The sequence below is a fragment of the Ferdinandcohnia sp. FSL W7-1320 genome, assembly GCF_038050315.1.
GTDB lineage: Bacteria > Bacillota > Bacilli > Bacillales > Bacillaceae_L > Ferdinandcohnia > Ferdinandcohnia aciditolerans.
The window spans coordinates 4,459,382-4,479,830 of the sequence record NZ_JBBPAM010000001.1 but is presented as its reverse complement, the minus strand read 5'-3'; the positions used below and the strand labels follow the sequence as shown (position 1 = coordinate 4,479,830).

General features: G+C 37.8%; 15 protein-coding genes and 2 riboswitches. Of the genes, 9 read left to right on the top strand and 6 right to left on the bottom strand.

Annotated features, from left to right (window positions below; genetic code table 11):
• The first annotated feature begins 19 nt into the window (after positions 1 to 19).
• From NST91_RS21805 to NST91_RS21790, 4 genes are all read left to right on the top strand, one after another.
• Complete coding sequence (locus NST91_RS21805; protein WP_341332814.1) at positions 20 to 583, top strand: tyrosine-type recombinase/integrase; 564 nt, start codon at positions 20 to 22, stop codon at positions 581 to 583.
• Positions 584 to 681: 98 nt separating this feature from the next.
• Entirely contained in the window at positions 682 to 2,172 is a 1,491-nt protein-coding gene (locus NST91_RS21800) for a DUF1538 domain-containing protein (RefSeq protein ID WP_341332813.1), read from the top strand.
• Positions 2,162 to 2,830, top strand: coding sequence for a P-II family nitrogen regulator (locus NST91_RS21795; protein WP_341332812.1), 669 nt, complete (start codon positions 2,162 to 2,164; stop codon positions 2,828 to 2,830). Before NST91_RS21800 ends, NST91_RS21795 begins: the two co-directional genes overlap by 11 nt.
• A 155-nt stretch (positions 2,831 to 2,985) precedes the next feature.
• Entirely contained in the window at positions 2,986 to 3,975 is a 990-nt protein-coding gene (locus tag NST91_RS21790) for a glycoside hydrolase family 43 protein (RefSeq protein WP_341332811.1), read from the top strand.
• A 92-nt stretch (positions 3,976 to 4,067) separates the two neighbouring features.
• On the opposite strand, the gene NST91_RS21785 is transcribed toward NST91_RS21790, so the two are convergent.
• Positions 4,068 to 5,204, bottom strand: coding sequence for an ROK family transcriptional regulator (locus NST91_RS21785; RefSeq protein ID WP_341333584.1), 1,137 nt, complete (start codon positions 5,202 to 5,204; stop codon positions 4,068 to 4,070).
• Positions 5,205 to 5,481: 277 nt separating this feature from the next.
• On the opposite strand from NST91_RS21785, the gene xylA reads away from it, so the two are divergent.
• The 4 genes from xylA (at position 5,482) to NST91_RS21765 (ending at position 10,436) form a co-directional block, all read left to right on the top strand.
• Positions 5,482 to 6,804 (top strand): xylose isomerase, encoded by a 1,323-nt coding sequence (xylA, locus tag NST91_RS21780; protein WP_341332810.1) that lies wholly within the window; start codon positions 5,482 to 5,484, stop codon positions 6,802 to 6,804.
• 69 nt (positions 6,805 to 6,873) lie between these two features.
• Positions 6,874 to 8,373: a xylulokinase gene (gene xylB / locus NST91_RS21775; protein WP_341332809.1), complete on the top strand. Its 1,500-nt coding sequence runs from the start codon at positions 6,874 to 6,876 to the stop codon at positions 8,371 to 8,373.
• A 210-nt stretch (positions 8,374 to 8,583) separates the two neighbouring features.
• Positions 8,584 to 9,567, top strand: coding sequence for an aldo/keto reductase (locus NST91_RS21770; protein ID WP_341332808.1), 984 nt, complete (start codon positions 8,584 to 8,586; stop codon positions 9,565 to 9,567).
• A 245-nt stretch (positions 9,568 to 9,812) separates the two neighbouring features.
• Entirely contained in the window at positions 9,813 to 10,436 is a 624-nt protein-coding gene (locus tag NST91_RS21765) for a YesL family protein (RefSeq protein WP_341332807.1), read from the top strand.
• 1,033 nt (positions 10,437 to 11,469) lie between these two features.
• Here NST91_RS21765 and NST91_RS21760 read toward each other — a convergent pair.
• The 5 genes from NST91_RS21760 to NST91_RS21740 all read right to left on the bottom strand — a co-directional run bounded on the left by NST91_RS21760 (position 11,470) and on the right by NST91_RS21740 (position 17,260).
• Complete coding sequence (locus NST91_RS21760) at positions 11,470 to 12,360, bottom strand: carbohydrate ABC transporter permease (protein ID WP_341332806.1); 891 nt, start codon at positions 12,358 to 12,360, stop codon at positions 11,470 to 11,472.
• Between the two features lie 16 nt (positions 12,361 to 12,376).
• Positions 12,377 to 13,255, bottom strand: a complete 879-nt coding sequence (locus tag NST91_RS21755; RefSeq protein WP_341332805.1) for a carbohydrate ABC transporter permease — start codon at positions 13,253 to 13,255, stop codon at positions 12,377 to 12,379.
• Positions 13,256 to 13,330: 75 nt separating this feature from the next.
• The gene (locus tag NST91_RS21750; protein WP_341332804.1) at positions 13,331 to 14,638 is read right to left on the bottom strand and encodes an extracellular solute-binding protein; all 1,308 of its coding nucleotides are present in this window, start codon (positions 14,636 to 14,638) and stop codon (positions 13,331 to 13,333) included.
• Positions 14,639 to 14,748: 110 nt separating this feature from the next.
• A complete protein-coding gene (locus NST91_RS21745) occupies positions 14,749 to 15,534 on the bottom strand; it encodes a response regulator transcription factor (protein WP_341332803.1) in 786 nt (261 codons plus the stop codon).
• 1 nt (position 15,535) lies between these two features.
• On the bottom strand, positions 15,536 to 17,260 hold the full coding sequence (locus NST91_RS21740) for a cache domain-containing sensor histidine kinase (RefSeq protein WP_341332802.1): 1,725 nt from the start codon (positions 17,258 to 17,260) through the stop codon (positions 15,536 to 15,538).
• A 311-nt stretch (positions 17,261 to 17,571) separates the two neighbouring features.
• Positions 17,572 to 17,677, top strand: a riboswitch (SAM riboswitch).
• A gap of 678 nt (positions 17,678 to 18,355) precedes the next feature.
• A riboswitch (SAM riboswitch) is annotated at positions 18,356 to 18,467 on the top strand.
• 97 nt (positions 18,468 to 18,564) lie between these two features.
• Here NST91_RS21740 and NST91_RS21735 point away from each other — a divergent pair.
• On the top strand, positions 18,565 to 20,364 hold the full coding sequence (locus NST91_RS21735) for a PLP-dependent aspartate aminotransferase family protein (RefSeq protein ID WP_341332801.1): 1,800 nt from the start codon (positions 18,565 to 18,567) through the stop codon (positions 20,362 to 20,364).
• Positions 20,365 to 20,449 lie beyond the last annotated feature (85 nt).

Here is a 20,449-nt window from a genome sequence, read left to right as displayed (position 1 = left end):
ATAATTGGAGGAAAATCCTATGGAGTTTGTTGAACCTATCAAAAGAATTGCTGATATTAAGGGTATGAAGGAAGTATTGAGTCAACATTCACAGCGGGATTTGTTGTTCTTTGTCTTTGGGATCAATACAGGGATGAGGGTTAGTGAATTACTTTCTTTAAAAGTCGGTGATATCTGGGATGGGCAGGATATAAAAGAATTTGTTTCTATAGAAGGCCCCCACACAGATGAAGTAACTGACTTCTATATTAATCTCAGTGTGAAGAAAGAACTAAGGAAATATTTAAGCCAAGTTGATTTACAGGAGTGTGATTATTTATTCAAATCAAAAAAGAATAATAAACCAATTACTCGTCAGCAAGCATACAGAATTATTAATCATGCAGCAAAAGAGGTCGGAGTTCCAGGAAAAATAGGGACTCACACCTTAAGGAAGACATTTGGATATCATGCCTATCGGAAGGGAATAGCTGTTTCCATCTTATCAAAGATCTATCGTCACCAGTCTTCTGCAGAAACATTACATTATATCGGTATTGAAAAAAACGAAAAATACATTATAAAAGTGGATGTTAATTTATAATCCATTATTTGGAAATCTATCTGTATAATACCCACATTAATATACTAGATTTCTATTTTTTAGGTAATACAAATTTACTAGAAAGGAATGATCTAAAATTGCATGTTTTAGTTTCTAAACTTGTGGAAGTTTTGTATGCCGTTCTCCCTATTACCGCTATTGTCTTGATACTAAACTTTACTTTAGTTCACTTAGATATGACACTAATAGTTCGCTTTATCATTGGAGCGATTTTAATCATTATTGGTTTGTCTATCTTTTTATTTGGAGTCGATCTTGGAATTACGCCAATTGGACAGTCAATGGGGGCAAGTATTGCAAAATCTAATAAAATATGGATTGTGGTGATAGCTGGATTAGCGCTAGGATTTTTCATCTCCATTGCCGAACCTGATTTACATATACTCGCCGGACAGGTTGACCTTGTTACATCTGGATTGATTTCTAAGGCTAGTCTTGTTGTGATTGTTTCGATTGGAATTGGTGCTTTAATTGCGGTGGGTCTTGCAAGAATTGTTTACAACTTTCCTTTATATAAATTGTTATCCATTTTGTATTTAATCATCTTTGTACTCGCCATATTCACTTCTCCAGAATTTTTAGCCATATCATTTGACGCTTCAGGGGCAACGACTGGGGCATTGACGGTTCCTTTTATTTTAGCGCTTGCCTTAGGGGTTTCTACACTAAAAAAGGATAGTAAAGCTTCAGAGAAAGATAGCTTCGGTTTAGTTGCAATCGCCTCTACAGGTGCGATCATCTCTGTCATGATCATGAACATCATTGCCAAAACGGATAAAATCTCAGGAAGTTTGGAAAATAATGAGGTTTCAAGCTCTATTATTGGACCTTTCTTGCACAAATTTCCAATCATAGCGTTTGAAATCATTATTGCGCTACTACCAATCTTAATCCTTTTTCTTATTTTTCAAAAAGTCTCATTTAAAAAGTCTAAAAAAGCAGTACGGAAAATTATAATGGGTCTCTTATTTACATTTATCGGACTTGTCCTGTTTTTAGTCGGAGTGAATGCTGGATTTATGGATGTAGGTACTGCAGTTGGGTATAGTATTGCATCTTTAGACAGTAAAGCATATCTTGTTATTGTAGCTTTTATCTTGGGGCTTGTAACAATATTGGCAGAACCTGCTGTTCACGTGTTGACACATCAAATAGAAGATGTTACAAGTGGGTATGTACCGAGAAAGACGGTCATGTTTTCTTTATCTATAGGAGTAGGTATTGCGGTCGCGTTGTCGATACTAAGAATATTAATTCCCGAATTACAGTTATGGCATTATCTTCTGCCAGGTTATATTATTGCGATAGCCATGACTTATTTTGTACCAAAACTGTTTGTCGGGATTGCATTTGATTCAGGTGGTGTTGCCTCAGGTCCAATGACAGCAACATTTATCTTAGCGTTTATTCAAGGTGCTGCTGAGGCAATTGACGGTGCAAATGTCTTAATTGATGGATTTGGAATGATTGCAATGGTCGCGTTAACACCATTAATTGCTTTACAGGTATTAGGATATGTATTTAAATTAAAATCAAAAAAAGGAGGACTGGAGAAGAATGTTGGGTAATTCTGAATCAGCCGACTTTGAACTGGTTTGCATAATTGTAAATCATGGTATGGGAAGTAAAATCATGCAAACAGCTAAGAAATTCGGAATATCAGGAGGAACAGTGTTGTTAGGAAAAGGCACAATAAAAAATCGCCTCTTAGAATTCTTAGCTTTAAATGACGTTAGAAAAGAAATTGTTATCATGGTCTCGAATAATAAGGTAGCGGAACAAGCGCTAGATCAGCTTGATGAAAAATTTAAATTCTCTAAACCTAATCATGGAATAGCATTTACGACTTCTGTTGGTCATATTGTTGGAGCAAGTAGCTGTAAAAGTGAAGAAATTAAAGAAGAGGAAGGTGCAGACAATCCAATGTATCATGCGATTACAGTGATTGTAGAAAAGGGTAATGCCGAAGATGTGATTGATGCAGCGGTCGAAGCTGGTTCTAAGGGTGGTACAATCATGAATGCAAGAGGTTCTGGAATCCATGAAACAAGTAAACTATTTTCAATGGAAATAGAACCTGAAAAAGAGATTGTATTAATTTTAGCTGAGACAGCAAGCACAGATGCAATTGTAGAATCAATTAGGAAAAAAATAAAAATCGATGAACCAGGAAATGGTATCATTTTTATACAAGATGTTAAAAAGACGTACGGAATTTATAAATAAAATGAGGTGCTAGCACTGACGTGTTATAGAAGAGTCAGGGTTGGCACTTTTTTATTTTTAAAAAAGTAATTACAAGTTAGTTGTTTCACTATACAAAGTATATTGAATATGATTTAATGAATGTGTAGGTATCATAAAAGTTACTGGAGGCTGTTATGGTGAAAAACACAAAACCTAATGAACCAATCGTTACACATATTTTTACAGCAGATCCTTCTGCACACGTTTTTGAAGGAAAACTTTATATTTATCCATCACATGACCTTGAACACGATGAACCGTCAAATGATAATGGGGACCAATATAAAATGGAAGATTACCACGTTTTATCCATGGAGGATATGGAAGGACCTATTGTAGACCATGGGGAAGTACTTCATATAAAGGATGTACCATGGGCAAGTAAGCAAATGTGGGCACCTGATGCAGCTTACAAAAATGGCAAGTACTATTTTTACTTTCCTGCACGTGATAAAGAAGGTATTTTCAGAATTGGAGTTGCGACAGGGAATAGCCCAGCTGGACCTTTTACACCAGAGGAAAATTATATACCAGGAAGCTTTAGTATCGACCCAGCTGTTTTTGTAGATGAAGATGATAGCGCTTTTATGTATTTCGGAGGGCTTTGGGGTGGTCAGCTTGAAAAATGGCAAACGGGCTCATTTAAATCTGAGGTTACAGAAGGACCAGCTCCTACAGAACCTGCATTAGGACCGATCTTCGCGGAATTAAATGATGATATGCTTACTTTTAAAAGTGAACCGAAGGAAATTTCAATTGTTGACGAGAATGGAAACCCAATAGTAGCAGGTGACGAAGACCGTCGTTATTTTGAAGGACCGTGGGTTCATAAATACAATGGACTTTATTATCTATCCTATTCAACTGGAACAACACATAAAATTGTATACGCTGTCAGTGAAAATCCACAAGGACCATTCGTGTTCAAGGGAACAATTCTTAAGCCAGTAATTGGTTGGACAACCCATCATTCAATTGTTCAATTTAAGAATAAGTGGTATCTCTTCTACCATGACTGCTCTTTATCAAATGGGATTAACCATAAGCGCAGCGTTAAATTTACAGAACTTAAATACAATGAAGATGGAACAATTCAAACAATTGATCCATATGGAGATAAATAATGTAGAGATTCGACAGGACAGCCTGTCGAATTTTTTTATAAAAAAAGCCCTGCTTTCTATTAAAAGCAGGGGAGAGACGTGGGCGAGTTTCCTTAACCTTTGATAAAGTTGTCTACAGCGAAGGCTGATAGACCTAACGAGGTTGAGTATTTACCGAGTTTTGAAAAATTGAGTTGCAAGTCGTTTTGGTGGAATGCGAGTGTGTGTTTTTCAATCGTATTCCGGATAGGTGATTCGATCCATTCTTTCGCTAATGCAAGTCGATTTCCGATGATGACCTGTTCGGGGTTAAAAGTATTAATGATGTTATTAATTCCAAGTCCTAGATAGTGTCCAATCTCTTCAAAGAGGTGCTTCGCTTTTTTGTCACCATTCTTCGCTAACTCAAGTAACCCTTCCAGTGATTTAATACTAGCATCAGACATTTCAAGTAATGCTTGCTCTGATGCATAAGCTTCCCAGCATCCACGACTTCCACAGTTACAACGCTTACCGTTCATGTCAATAATCATATGTCCCATCTCACCGGAGAATCCATTTATTCCTTTATAAAGCTCCCTGTTAACAATGATTCCGACACCAATTCCTATACCAGCGCTGATATAAAGAATGTTTTTGTGGTTTTGTCCTATACCAAAATTCTGTTCACCAACAGCCCCGGCGTTTGCTTCGTTTTCGATAATAACTGGAACATTGTAGAGTTTTTCAAGCTCCTCCTTTAATTGGATATTACTCCATCCAAGATTCGGAGCTAGCAGGACGGACCCCTCATTATTAACAATTCCCGGTACACCAACTCCGATACCGACAATTCCGTACCTGCTCTTTGGCATTTCATCCATTAGCGACTGAATCATTTTTTGTAAAATATCCATGATTGACGCATAAGTAGTGTGGCTCAGTGTTTGGCTTTTTTCAATTAAAATATTCCCTTTTAAATCGGTAAGGACAGATAGCACATAGTTTACACCAATATCGATTCCAATTGCATAACCTGCATCCTTATTGAAGTGAAGAATCACGGGACGTCGACCTCCACTAGAGACACCTGGTCCTGATTCAAAAATTAAATCTTCCTCTAATAATTCAGTAACTAAAGTTGAAACTGTTGTTTTATTTAAGCCTGAAGTCTGAGCAATATCCGCACGTGAAATTGGCTCGTTTTCCATAATTAATTGAAGGACGAGTGCTTTATTATTTTTTTTAACAACCTGTTGATTCCATGTCATCGTTCTCACTGATTTAACTCCTTATTTGGTATTGTGTTTATTTTATCATAAAACTTAGTATGGTGAATATACGAATGTGAAACTCAGTATATATAAGGAATGGGGGATAAATTAAGTACATATAAATATAATAGTAAAATAATTTTCGAGATACTTAGTTTATTGTATAGACAAACTTTGTAAGCGGTGTTATACTCTGATTATGGAAGCTTGCTTAAAGATGACAAGCTTTTGATAGCATTAAAAAAAATTTCTAAATACCAGGAGGAATAACCCGATGGCTTATTTCGATTCAGTTAACAAAATTAAATATGAAGGCGCTAAATCTACGAATCCTTTTTCATTTAAATATTACAATCCAGAAGAAAAAATTAATGGCAAGACAATGGAGGAAATTCTTCGTTATTCTGTTGCATATTGGCATACATTTACTGCTGATGGAACAGACCCATTTGGTGTAGGGACTGCAGTACGTCCTTGGGATCACCTTAAGGGTTTAGACTTAGCAAAAGCTCGTGTTGAAGCATCTTTTGAGCTTTTTGAAAAATTAGATGTTCCTTTCTTTGCGTTCCATGATGTTGATGTAGCTCCAGAAGGTAGTACATTGAAGGAAACGAATGAAAATCTTGATGTCATTATTGCAATGATTAAAGATTACATGAAGACAAGCAAAGTAAAATTACTTTGGAACACAGCTAATATGTTCACAAACCCACGCTATACACACGGTGCTGCGACTTCTCCAAATGCAGATGTATTTGCTTACTCTGCTGCAAAAGTAAAAAAAGGATTAGAAGTTGCTAAAGAACTTGGTGCAGAAAACTATGTTTTCTGGGGTGGCCGTGAAGGTTACGAAACACTTTTAAACACTGATATGAAGCTTGAGATGGACAACTTAGCTCGTTTCTTCCACATGGCCGTTGATTATGCGAAGGAAATTGGATTAAATGTTCCATTCTTAATTGAGCCAAAACCAAAAGAGCCTACTAAGCACCAATATGATTTTGACGTAGCTACAGGTCTAGCATTCTTACAAAAATATGACCTAACAGATTACTTCAAGTTCAATATTGAAGCAAACCACGCAACACTTGCTGGTCATACATTTGAGCATGAGTTAAGAACAGCTCGTATTAATGGTATGCTTGGTTCAGTTGATGCAAACCAAGGGGATACATTACTTGGCTGGGATACAGACGAATTCCCAACAGACCTATATACAAACACATTAGCAATGTATGAAATTCTGCAAAATGGTGGACTAGGCAATGGTGGTCTAAACTTTGATGCAAAAGTAAGAAGAGGTTCATTTGATACAGATGATCTTTTCCACGCACATATTGCGGGTATGGATGCTTTTGCGGTTGGCTTAAAGGTAGCTAATAAACTAATCGAAGATAAAGTGCTTGATAACTTTGTAGAAGAGCGCTATAGCAGTTATACGAAAGGGATTGGCTTAGAAATCGTAGAAGGAAAAACCAACTTCCGTGAGCTAGAAGCATATGCACTTGGATTAACTGAAATTAAAAATACATCAGGTAGAACAGAACGCTTAAAAGCGTTAATCAACCAATATCTACTAGAAACTTTAAATGCTTAATGAATAGAAAACAAGAATGTGCTGGGTGTATGCTACTCCAGCACATTTTTGTAGAAAAGGATGAGACGGATGAAATATGTAATCGGTGTGGACCTCGGAACAAGCGCTGTAAAAATTTTGCTTGTAAATCAGAACGGGGAAGTAGCAGGTGAGGTATCGAAATCATATCCACTTATAATTGAGAAATCAGGTTATAGTGAACAAAATCCGGAAGAATGGGTTGAAAAGACAACTGCAGGTCTAAAAGAACTTGTTGCTCAATTCGATGGGGACGTAAATGATATTGAAGGAATTAGTTTCTCTGGACAAATGCATGGACTAGTTTTACTAGACAATGAAAATCAAGTGTTGAGAAACGCAATTTTATGGAATGATACAAGAACGACGAAGCAATGTGAGCAAATCTATGAGACTTTTGGTAGGGAACAACTATTGGAAGTAACAAAGAACCCTGCATTAGAAGGTTTTACATTGCCGAAAATTCTTTGGGTAAAAGAAAATGAGCCGCAAATATTCGAACGCTCCAATCTGTTCATGCTTCCGAAGGATTATTTACGTTATCGAATTACAGGTGCCATTCATATGGAGTACTCAGACGCGGCGGGGACATTGATGTTAGATGTGGCAAATCGTGAATGGAGTAAGGAAGTATTAAATGCATTTGGACTTGTGCCAGAATTTTGTCCACCTTTAGTGGAGTCACACGACTTTGTTGGTACGGTAATTCCTGAATTTGCTGAGATAACAGGACTATCTAAGGCTACTAAGGTGTTTGCTGGAGGAGCGGATAACGCTTGTGGCGCGATTGGTTCAGGAATCTTGTCGGAAGGTAAGACTCTCTGCAGCATAGGCACTTCAGGTGTAGTGTTGTCCTACGAGGAACGAAATGATCTTGATTTTGAAGGTAAGGTTCACTATTTTAACCATGGTGAAGAAAACACGTATTATACAATGGGTGTCACTCTTGCGGCAGGATATAGCCTGAGTTGGGTTAAGGATACGTTTGCAAAAGAAGAGACTTTCGATCAATTTTTAGAGGGTATCGAGGAAGTGCCTTCAGGTAGCAACGGATTATTATTTACACCTTATATTGTAGGTGAAAGAACACCACATGCAGATTCGAATATCCGAGGCAGCTTTATTGGTATTGATGCAGCCCATGAACGAAAGCATTTTGCCCGTGCGGTACTCGAAGGAATTACATTTTCTTTGAACGGGTCGATTGAAATCTTCAGAAATAGCGGCAAAACGATAGATACAATTATATCAATTGGCGGCGGTGCAAAAAACGAAGCTTGGCTACAAATGCAGGCCGATATTTTTAACGCGAAAATAGAGAAATTAACATCTGAACAAGGTCCTGGAATGGGAGCAGCCATGCTTGCTGCATATGGCAGTGGATGGTTTGAATCATTAAAAGAATGTGCGGATACGTTCCTGCAAACTTCGAAATCATATGAACCAATTCCAGAAAATGTGGAAGCGTACCAAAAAATATTTGCCATCTACCAACAAGTTTATACCCAAACAAAAGCTCTCAACGAACAGCTAAGAGCCTTTAGAAAATAATGGGACGGGGACAGGTCCCCTGTCCCACTTTCCATTTAAATGAAACAGATTGAAGGCCAGTATTATTCTTCGGTCATTTACATAAGTTCGGAGCAGAGGGAGAAGAGCGTTTTAAAAAGTGAAATCTGATACGAATTGGGCATTATTAACCATCAAATATTGGTCAATAAGAGGATTAATGGATAAGCTGCAATGAAAGGGGATATAAAAATGAATTACCGTGAATTAGGCAACACTGGAATAAAAATTAGTGAAGTGAGCTTTGGTACTTGGGCAATCGGCGGTGCTTGGGGGAAAACGAATGATACTGAAGCTCTAAGGTCTCTGGAATTTGCAATGGATCAAGGTGTAAACTTTTTTGATACAGCCGATGTGTATGGTGACGGACATAGTGAAGAGTTGTTGGCCAAGGCAACAAAAGGCAAGGAAGATAAGATTCATATTGCCACTAAGTTCTGCCGTCAAGGCGACATCTTTGATCCCCAAAATTACAGTTATGAACAAGTAAGCAAATATTGTGAAGACAGCCTTCGTCGTTTAAATCGAGATGCCATTGATTTATATCAAATTCATTGCCCTGCTACAGAGATTTTAAGAGATGGAAGTGTTTTTGAAGTACTCGACCGTTTGCAACTCGAAGGGAAAATTCGTCATTATGGGGTAAGTGTAGAAACAGTTGAGGAAGGTCTTATTTGTTTGGAGAATCCAAATGTGAAGAGCCTGCAAATTATTTTTAATATGTTCCGCCAAAAGCCACTGGATGAGTTAATTCCTAAGGCCTACAATAAAGGAGTCGGACTACTTGTGAGATTGCCACTTGCAAGCGGGCTGCTTACTGGTAAATTTACTGCTGATCATGTCTTTGAAGAGGATGACCACCGTCGTTTTAATGAAAATGGGGAAGCATTTAATGTTGGGGAAACATTTGCTGGACTTGGTTTTAAAAAGGGTGTTGAACTTGCGGACCAGTTAAAGTGGATCGCAAATGGACGTAACTCGATGGCAAGTGCAGCTCTACGTTGGATATTAGATCAAAAAGAAATAACATGTATAATTCCTGGCTTTAAAAATGTAAAACAAGTTCAAAATAACCTGGCATCTCTTGAAGAAAAATCATTTACAAACGAAGAAGCAGAACAAATTCAGCGTTTCTATCATGAAAATGTAAAAGATTTTATCAGAGGAGCATATTAAAGAACGAGCTAGTCTCGTTCTTTTTTATGGACATATGATTCGAGTTTTTATTTGGAAGCGTGAGAGAGTGATATATTTGTTATTCCATGAGGAAACATTACAATCATCAGTTAGAGTGGTTCGGAAGCTTGTTAGGAATTTGATTTGTTACTTGTTGTTGAGCGCTATGAAAGGATTTTAAGAGTAGAGTGTGATAAAATTTCATATCAAAATAATTTTGTATTTGTCGACGTCGGAGGGATTTGATGAGTAAAACAGCAAACCGAGCCTATGCGGCTACATTGTGGATTTCAAAGTTCGCGTATCTAAATCTACTTTGGATTGGATTCTCGTTAGTGGGACTAGTTGCTTTGGGATTCTTTCCAGCAACGGTGGCCATGTTTGCGGTTGTTCGCAAATGGTTAATGGGAGATACTGATATTCCAGTCTTTGGTACCTTTTGGAGTACCTATAAAGCTGAGTTTATAAAAAGTAACGGTCTAGGGTTGATCATTGTAGTGGTTGGAGTCTTGATAATACTTGACTTGTTTTTTGTAAGGAATTTAGGTGGAAGTTTTGTTCGCGCAATTCAAATCCCAATTTATTTGTTTATTTTTGCAGCAGTTATGACGTTGTTGTACATATTTCCGGTGTTTGTCCACTATGAACTTAAGATTATCCATATGATTAAAAACTCATTTTTGTTAATGCTCATTAACCCACTTGAAAATGTTGTGATGGTTATTAGTTTGGTAATGGTATTCTTTGTCATAAAATATATCCCTGGATTGGGCTTTTTCTTCGGGGGGAGCCTATCTGCAGCAATCATCATGGCTGCATGCTACCGTGCTTTTCAAAAGATGGAACGGAAGAAGGAAAGCTTAGGTTAAGTAAAGAAGTTATATTGCGGATTAGAAAGCCATTCTGAATCCCAGAGGTTCTAATTATCTTTTCAAGAGTTGATGTAGGGGAGAAGTATCTTTGGACTGATACTGAATCCTCTTCATGGGGTCAATGAAGGGGAAAAGAATGTTTGGACTGATACTGAATCCTTTTCATCGCGTCAATGAAGAGGAAAAGGAGCGTCGAACAGAATCCGAATCCTCCTCATGGTGTTGATGAAGGGGAAAAGGAGCGTCGAACATAAGCTGAATCCTCTTCATAGCGCCGATGAAGGGGAAAAGAAGCTTTGGATTGATACTGAATCCTCTTCATCGCGTCGATGAAGAGGAAAAGAAGCGTTGGACAGAATCCGAATCCTCTTCATCGCGTCAATGAAGAGGAAAAGGAGCGTCGAACAGAATCCGAATCCTCTTCATAGCGCCGATGAAGGGGAAAAGAAGCTTTGGATTGATACTGAATCCTCTTCATCGCGTCGATGAAGAGGAAAAGAAGCGTTGGACAGAAGCCGAATCCTCTTCATGGCGTCAATGAAGGGGAAAAGGAGCGTCGAGCAGAAGCTGAATCCTCTTCATAGAGTCGATGAAGGGGTAAAAAACGTCGAGCGGGCTCCGAATCCTCTTCATGGTGTTGATGAAGAGGAAAAGTAGTCAAGTTTATGAAGGTCAACCTGTAAGTAGATTAATAGATAACGTTCTTCATAGGGATCATGAAGTCCAAAACGAATGGACTACCTAAGAAAGAGTCTTAATAAAGAACAGCCAACTTAAGATTGCTCAATAGTGTTAAAACCTTCGCCAGCCCCAAACCCTACCATATCAACTCCAAACTCCAAATTCTAAATCCCTCAATTTCCCTCAATTACAAAAAGACAGATAGGAAGATTCAAGTAGAAGCTTTCCTATCTGTCTCTTATTGTTTGACTCCAAACCAAGCCTATTGGCCATTCATATTTCTGGCTGCAGATGGTGGCATGTTTGTTGCGATGGCCCCAATCCCAAGCGGTGGTTCTTACTCATAACCTTATCCTTTCACAGAACCAGCTGCCATTCCTTCAACGATCTTATCACTTAAGAATAAGAAGGCGAGTAGAATTGGCACGATACTGATAACAAGTGTTGCACCGATTGCGCCCCAGTCTGTTAAATATTGACCGACGAAGTTATTGATTCCGACAGTTAGTGTCTTCCACTTATCAGAACTGATGAATGTATTTACAAACACAAATTCGTTCCAGTTGTAAATCATGTTGATTATGGCGGTTGTTGATAATACAGGAACCGTCATTGGTAGCGTAATTTGGAAGAAGATTCGATGTACTGAGCATCCGTCCATAACTGCAGCTTCTTCGATTTCGCGAGGGAATGTCTTATAAAACCCAAGTAAAATCATGATAGTTAATGGCAAGTTAAATGCAGTATAGGATAATACGATTGATAATGGATTATCAATTAAATTTGCACTGTTGTACATTTTAAACAGTGGAATTAGAGTAGAATGTAACGGAATCATATAGGCGACTAAGAATAATCCAAGAACAGGGCCGCTTAGTTTCCAGTTCATTCGTGTTACTGCGAATGTTACAAAGCTAGCAAGAATAATCGTTAGGACAACTGATAATACAGTGATCCATACGCTATTAAAGAAGTAGACACCGATATTTCCGGAAGTCCAAGCTTTCGTATAGTTTTCCCATTGCGGGCTTTGTGGTAAAGAGAAGGGAGACATACCGAAAACTTCTTTATTGGTTTTTAAGGAAAAGAACACCAACCAAACCAATGGATAGATTTGAATAATTGCAAAAGTACCTAGTAAGAGATATAGAAATCCAAATCCAATCTTGTTCAAGAAGGATCTTCTAGGCTTTTGTGTGGAAAGGTTTGGTGTAACTTGTTGTATACGAACCTCACTCATTTTGAATCACTCCCCCTTAAAATTGAACATCGTCTTTAGATTTCGTTAATTGTGATGTTAACCATGTCATAAGAAGACAGATCACTAATAGGCCAAAGCCAATTGCACTACCGTAACCGAAGTTGTTTAATTTGAAGGCTTCTTTGTACATATATGAGGCCATCACTTCACTTGCACCGTTTGGACCTCCTCCGGTCATTACATAGATTAAATCGAAGTATTTCAATGAACCCACAACTGCTAGCATGATTGTTACCTTGAAAACTCCAGAGATGAGTGGAAGTTTGATTTTATAGGCAATTTGAAATGGGCTAGCCCCATCGATTTTTGCTGCTTCGATGACTTCGTCAGGAACATTTTTCAAAGCTGCATAATAGATCAAAATGTAAAATCCTGCGTACTGCCAAATGATTGGAATGAAGATTGCATACAGTGCAATCTTTGGATCAGCTAACCAGATGGGTGTGTTTTCGACTCCAAAGAACTCAAGCAATTTGTTTGCCATACCGTTAGTAGGGTCAAAAATTTTCATCCATAGTTGGGCAATCGCAACAGAAGATAATAGCATTGGTATTAAATAAATTTTTCGCAAAAGGTCAGAACCTTTGATTTTGCTAGCTAAAACAAGTGAAATAGCTAAATATAAAAGTAAGCTAGCTGTTGAAAAGATTGCTAGTAAAAATGAGTGCCAGGTACTTGACCAGAATAATTTATCCTGAATTAAAGTAATGTAGTTTTCTAATCCGATAAATGTCATTTCACCTATTCCGTCCCAATCCATGAGACCGTAGTAACCTGATAAAGTAATTGGAATATAAATAAGGACTAGAATGAGAAGTAAAGCAGGGAGTGTATAAAGGGCGATAACGAACTTATTCGACATCACAGTTTTCATAATGGTTTTGCCCCTTCCTTTCTATGAAGAAGAGGGCATATTACAAGCAATATGCCCTCTCTCTTTAAGCCACAATTATTTTTCGGCAGCAAGAGCTTCCTCTTGTGTTTTTGTAAATTCTTCTGGAGTTGTTTGTCCGCCAAATAATGCCTGAATTTGATTTAAGTGAACATCAGCCACGCCAGCAGACATTTGAACATCTGCATAAAGTGTTAAGTTTGAAGCATTTCCTAAATCGTTAAGAATGTCAATGTACATTGGGTGAAGGTCGCCAGCAGATGTATCAACAACTGTTGCAGGGATTACACCAGCATCAACAACTGAACGCTTGCCCCACTCATCAACAAGGTAAGAAACAAATTCTTTTGCTTCATCTTTTACTTTTGATTGTTCAGAAACGAATAAACCAACACCAGGACCACCTACGTAGCTATCAATGTCACCTTTGCCACCTTCATAGGTCGGGAATTTAAAGTACCCAATTTTATCTTTGAATTCTTGATCGACATCAGGTGATGTTGTATAGTTTGGTAGTTCCCAAGTTGCCATTAAGTACATAGCTGCTTGTTCATTCATGAAGTATCCTTTTGCTTCATCATTTGAAAGACCATTAAATCCTTTAACAAATGCATCCATATTTACAAGGTTTTCGATTTCCTCAGCAGCTTTTACAAGTGCTGGATCTTCAAAGCTACCTGTACGATTGATTGCATTATTTAAGCTTTCAGGCCCTCCGATTCTATCTGCAAGGTACATGTACCACATAGAGCCAGTCCAACGGTCTTTGTTACCTAAAGTGATAGGGGTAACGCCGTTATCAACAAGTGTTTCAACAACATTTAAGAACTCATCATATGTTTTTGGAGCTTCTAAATTATATTTTTCAAAGATTTCCTTATTGTAGTAAACTGGAGTAATGTTTAATTCTAAAGGTAAAGCATATGGTTTTTCTTCAACTGAGAAGGCATCCAAAGTGCCAGCTACGAACTTATCTTTTTCAACAATATCATCAAGTGGAGCGAACATATTTCCATCAACAAAAGGCTTCATGTAACCAGCAGCCCAAGTAATACCTACGTCAGGAAGTTCGTTTGAAGCTGACAATACTTTTATTTTCTCTTTGTATTGCTCGTTACCTAAAATTTCAGTTTGAATGTCTACATCTGGGTTCTCTTCTTCATAAGCCTTGATAATATCATCTACTATTGTAAACTGCGCATTGGAGCTACCTTCTGGCCATAAGTGCATCATTTTTACAACGGTTTTATCACTGCTAGATCCACTGGAATCTTTAGCGGTTTCATCTGATGAAGAACATCCTCCTAAGATTAAACCACCAGCTAATGCCATTGACATCACAGTAGCAAACGCTTTCTTTTTCATTAATCAAAAACCCCCTTAATTTGTCTTACCCTCTTTGCCTTACACTTAAAGTCTACCATCATGGGAATTTTCAAAAAAGGGAACGATGATTGGGAAAAATACTACTATTTTTAGAAAGCCCTTTCACTTCTTGTTTTTCGATATGTGGTAGGTGTCATTCCTTCATACTCTTTAAAAATCTTAATAAAATACTTAGCTGTTTTATAGCCAACTTCTTCAGCAATTTCATTGATGGTATGATTGGTAGAAAGGAGAAATTCTTTTGCACGTTGAATTCTACGTCGTGTCACATACTCACTAAAATTTAATTTCACTTCCTCTTTAAATAACACGCTAAAGTAACTAGGGTTTAAATGCACATGAGCTGCAACGTCTTTTTGGCTAATATCATCCTTGATGTGACGATCAATGTAGGTAATAGCCTCACGAATTGTATCTGTTGTTGTATCCATTTTCGTTGAGGCATCAATGATTTTTTTATCGACAACTTTCTCAATCATTCCTACTCTGAACTGATTTTCCAAAATTTGAATCGCTTCTTCAACCGCGTCAAGTAACTTAGATTTGCTTATTGGCTTTAAAAGATAGTTCACGACTCCAAGACGGAGCGCCTCTTGGGCATACTCAAACTCTGAGTAAGCGGATATAACAATAACGACTGGTGACATTCCTTTTTCTTTTATTGTTTTTAATAGCTGAAGTCCTGTCATTTCAGGCATACGTATATCGGAAAGTAATATATGGATCTTTTGATTTTCTGCAATTTGTAACACTTCCTCACCGCTTTGAGCAGTGAGGATATTAAATTCACCATTATTCCAATTTTCCAACGTCCTTTGCAAGCCCTGCCTAGTTCTTGGTTCATCATCAACAATCACGATATTTTTGAAAAACATTTTAATTCCCCCCATTTATTGGAATTTCAAATGAAATTCGTGTTCCTTTATCTGGCTCACTTTCAATTAAAAGTTCGGGATGCAAATTCTCGTTGTAATAGAGTTTTAATCGTTTATATACATTTGAAATGGCAATGCCTTTACCCCTTGTTGAAGCCACACTGCCAGTTTTCATAGATTCAGATATTTGATTGATTCGATCTTGGTCCATTCCTGGACCGTCGTCCTGAACAGATATTCTAATTCTATCAGTTTTAACTGATTCAATGGATACAGTTACAAGACTATCACCGACCTTATTCCCAGCCCCGTGTAAGATTGCATTTTCAACAAGTGGTTGAATGATGAGTTTTGGTATTCGAATATGTTCAAATTGCTGTGGAACAGAGACCTTCCATTTCAATCGATCACCAAAACGCATTTTCATAATTTCCATGTAGTCACTAATATGTTTAATTTCTTCCTTTAAAAATACCCAATCATCATCTGTTTCTTTTGTAATGGTGTATCGAAATAAATCAGACATTGCAATGACGACTTCGGATAACTCATCTTCATTTTTTTCTTCAAGTGACCAATGAAGGGCATCCAAGGTATTGAAGAGAAAATGCGGATTGATTTGTGCTTGTAAAGCTTTTAATTCGCTTCTACTTCGTAAAATTTCCTTTTGATAGACCATTCGGATTAGGTGATTTGTTTCCTTTACTAGTTGATTGTAGGTACTGTTTAGCTCATTGATCTCATTTACAGATGAAACATCTGGATTCAAAGTTAGAGCACCTTGGCCAGCACGCTGCATTGTTTTTGTTAAGTGGACAATCGGTCTTGTAATGACAGTTGAAAGAAATAAGGAAAAAATCATAAAAATGATTGCACCAGCTACACCAGATAAAATGATGCCTGTCCGAATTCCAGCTAGCCCTTTTGTAAGTTCACTAATGGGCGTTAATATAAGGACGGTCCAGCCTGTAAGTTTGGAAGTTTCCTTTGTTACAATATAGTCGCCTTCGTCGAGTTGAACAGTACCCTTAGGACTTGAAAGAATTTTTGAGATATCTCCATTGTAATTTTGAACAATTGGCTGATCGTTTTCGTCCAAAAGAATGGAGTATTGGTTGTTTGATACTGGAAATTGAAAATGGTCACGGTTTATACTTATTAAAAGGTAACCGCCATGTACAAATCTGCGCTCGATTAAACTAATCCTACGTATGGCTAGGAAATTGTTTTTATCTTGCGGGTCATCTCCTATCCAAACCATTCCACCCTTTGCAAGCCTAGCTTTTTCAATCCATTTCTTCTCTATCCGATTTTTTAATAAGTCTTCATCTAGGGGAATAACACGTTGTTGTTCCCCAGAAAAGATTTGAAATGAAAAGATGCCATCTGTATTCCCCATAATACGGTTTACATGTCCCATTAATTGTTGACGTTCCTGGAAGGAGATTTCTTTTCCATCAAACATTTTTGTTAGGGCTTTTTGAACGCCCTCGTCCGTAATGACGAGCTTTGACGACATATTAATTTGTTCGTATAAAGATTCCATTCTACCGTTTGCCTCAATCGCAACCTGGCGGATTTGTTTTTCTGCATTGCTTTTTAAAAGAGTAGAGACCTGTCTTAATGTTAATAGACCTACAATCAAAAGAACGATAATCATGACAAATAAGAAGATAAATAAGATCTGATTTCGTAATGTGTTCCATTTTTTAAATTTTTTGATCATGGGCTTTCGCCTTTCTATTTTGTCATTAGTTTAATAATCTTGTATATTTGTAACCGTTATCATCGAGAGGGATGTTAAAGTTTTAAAACACAGGAACTAAGAACTAGTGCCATTTTATCATTTGTTAAGGGAATTGAAAATGCTTGTTTATCGGTTAGACTAAGTTATGGTGGAACCTTGCTCTAGTGCTCTATAGTTGTTTTAAATAAATATATGAAACAATAAAAAAATTTTTTATCATCTATAAAAAAACCATTGACTAAATTATCTAAAATGTTTAACATTACAACTAAAGTTAAATAATGCAATTCTTCTTATCAAGAGAGGTGGAGGGACTGACCCTACGAAGCCTCGGCAACCAGCATTTGAATGCCCGGTGCCAAGTTCAGAGGAGTATTTTTATTCCGGAGATGAGAAGGTGGACGAATGCAAATATTATTATTGTAAATTCTTGCGCCCCTTCTGGTCTTTCAGAAGGGGTTTTTATTTTAGGCTATTTTCGTAAACTTTGTTGCTTTTTGATCCGAATATGCAAGGGATATATTATTGTCCAATTAATTATTTCAGTGGATGGTACGGGATCCTCGAAAATGCTTGCATTTTCTTCGTGCGGTGTAGTTTCGAGGAAGCAATTCAAGGTCCCGCGGGAATAGCGATCCAGGTGAGACCCCGCAGTGACATAGCGACTTGTCCAGTTGCAGCGGCTAGAAACTCGAGAAATTTCAACTCCTCCTTCAGAGGCAAAATACGCCTCTTTGTCGGAGTCTCCGACGCACACGACGTGGCGCTTTAGTCGGCCAATTTTCTCGTTTCTGTGCAAGCCGCCTCCACATTTCGTTGAGGAGGCTTGCGGATCGTCCGCGGAAAGCGAGTACCAGGAGCGGTAATCACCCTACATATAAAAGCAACAATCTTTTAGAAAAGAGCCTTATTTTAAAGTGGAAGAAGGAGAACTTTTCAACAGTTAATTTAAATAGAAAAAATCTTGGCAATAGATATATTTTTCTAAAAAATATATTGACTGAAAAAATAAAGTATTCTATAATACTTTATATTAATGAAGGATTAAAGCGTTAATACGTCATTTTAATAAAATTCTTATCCAGAGAGACTGAGGGAACAGGCCCGATGAAGTCCAGCAACCTTCAAGTGAAAACTTGAAAAGGTGCTAATTCCTGCAGATGTGTGTACATCTGAAAGATAAGTTGAGGCCCCCTCTTCTTATTTTGAGGGGGCTTTTTATTTACATAAAATAAAAACTTATCTAGCAAACTTGCAGAAAATTGAACTTGGAGGTTTAAACAATGACAAAACAATATGAAACTTATGATGATGAAACGATACTTTTACATGGTGGTCAATCCCCAGATCCTACAACTGGTTCACGTGCAGTACCAATATATCAAACGAGTTCTTTCGTCTTTCATAATACAGATCATGCTCAAAGTCTATTTAGTCTTGATGAGTCAGGTAATATTTATTCTAGAATCGGTAACCCGACTGTTGATGTGCTTGAGAAACGAATCGCGTTGTTGGAGGATGGTGTCGCAGCTGTAGCAACATCTTCAGGAATGGCCGCAATTGCTCTATCCATTATGAACGTCGCACAAGCAGGAGACGAAATTGTAGCAGCTTCCAACTTATATGGCGGAACTTACAATCTTTTCGCTGTTACGCTTCCGAAATATGGAATCAAGACTCATTTCGTTGATCCAACAGATCCTGAGAATTTTAGAAAAGCTATAACACCTAAAACAAAGGCCGTATTTGCAGAAACGATTGGAAACCCAAGCTTGCATGTTTTAGATATTGAAGCAGTATCAGCGATTGCACATGAAAATGGAGTACCACTCATTATAGATAATACATTTGCTTCTCCATATGTTTGTAAACCAATCCAATATGGTGCTGATATAGTGGTTCACTCCGCAACAAAGTGGATAGGTGGACATGGAACGACAATTGGTGGGTTAGTCGTTGATGGAGGCCGTTTTAATTGGAACAGTGAAAAGTTCCCAGGCTTTACAGAGCCAGATCAAAGTTATAACGGAATTAAGTATGCAAATGAATTTGGAACTTTAGCATTTAGTACCAAACTTAGAGTTCAGCTTTTAAGAGATTTTGGTTCTTCATTAAGCCCACATAGTGCGTTCCTATTGATACAGGGTCTTGAAACATTACACCTAAGAATCGAAAAACATAATGAAAATGCACTGAAAGTCGCAAAATTCTTAAATGACCATCCTGCGGTTGATTGGGTTTCATACCCTGGTCTTGAAGAGCATCCAGCACATGAACTAGCTACTAAATATTTGCGTTCGGGATATGGCTCAATCGTAAACTTTGGCATTAAGGGTGGAAGAGAAACCGGTAAGAAAGTAATTAATAACATTGCACTATGGTCACATGTAGCAAATGTTGGAGATGCCAAGTCACTTATTATTCACCCGGCATCAACAACTCATCAGCAATTAAGTGCGGAAGAGTTAGTAAAAACTGGAGTAAGTGAAGAATTAATCCGATTATCAGTTGGTATTGAATCATACCGTGATTTAGTTAATGACTTGGACCAGGCTTTTTATGAAGCGACAGGCATTTCATCAAAAGGGGAGCAAAAAGGAGAAACAGCGGTTAATGATGAGGGAGTCATACGCTGGGCACTTCAATCAACATTTATTCGTGAAGAAGTTGAAGGGAAAGAAGTTCAGCGTGCAAAAACAATTGCCGTTGTTGGTCTAAGTGGTAATCCAGCTCGCCCAAGCTACAGACTTGCACGAAAAATGCAGCGTCTCGGTTATAAAATTATCCCGGTTAATCCAAGGGAAACAGAGGTACTCGGTGAACAGGCATATCCAGATTTAACATCTATTCCGGTAAAGGTAGATATCGTTCAAGTATTCCGTAGTCCTGAGGCAGCAATTGGAGTTGCAGCTGAAGCAGCAAAGATTCAACCAAAAGTATTCTGGTTACAAGAAGGTGTTATTTCCCCAAGGGCAGTGGAAGTTGCGAAAGAGGCAGGACTTGAGGTAGTACAAAACAGATGTACCTATAAGGAGGCACAACGTCTCAGAGGTGCTATTGTTACGTATGCTTGTGAAATATAATTGTGAAGATTTCCCCTACCTCTATAGGTAGGGGATGATTGTAAAGAGAAACTATTAAAATATGAACTAAGGGATGGGTGTGTGC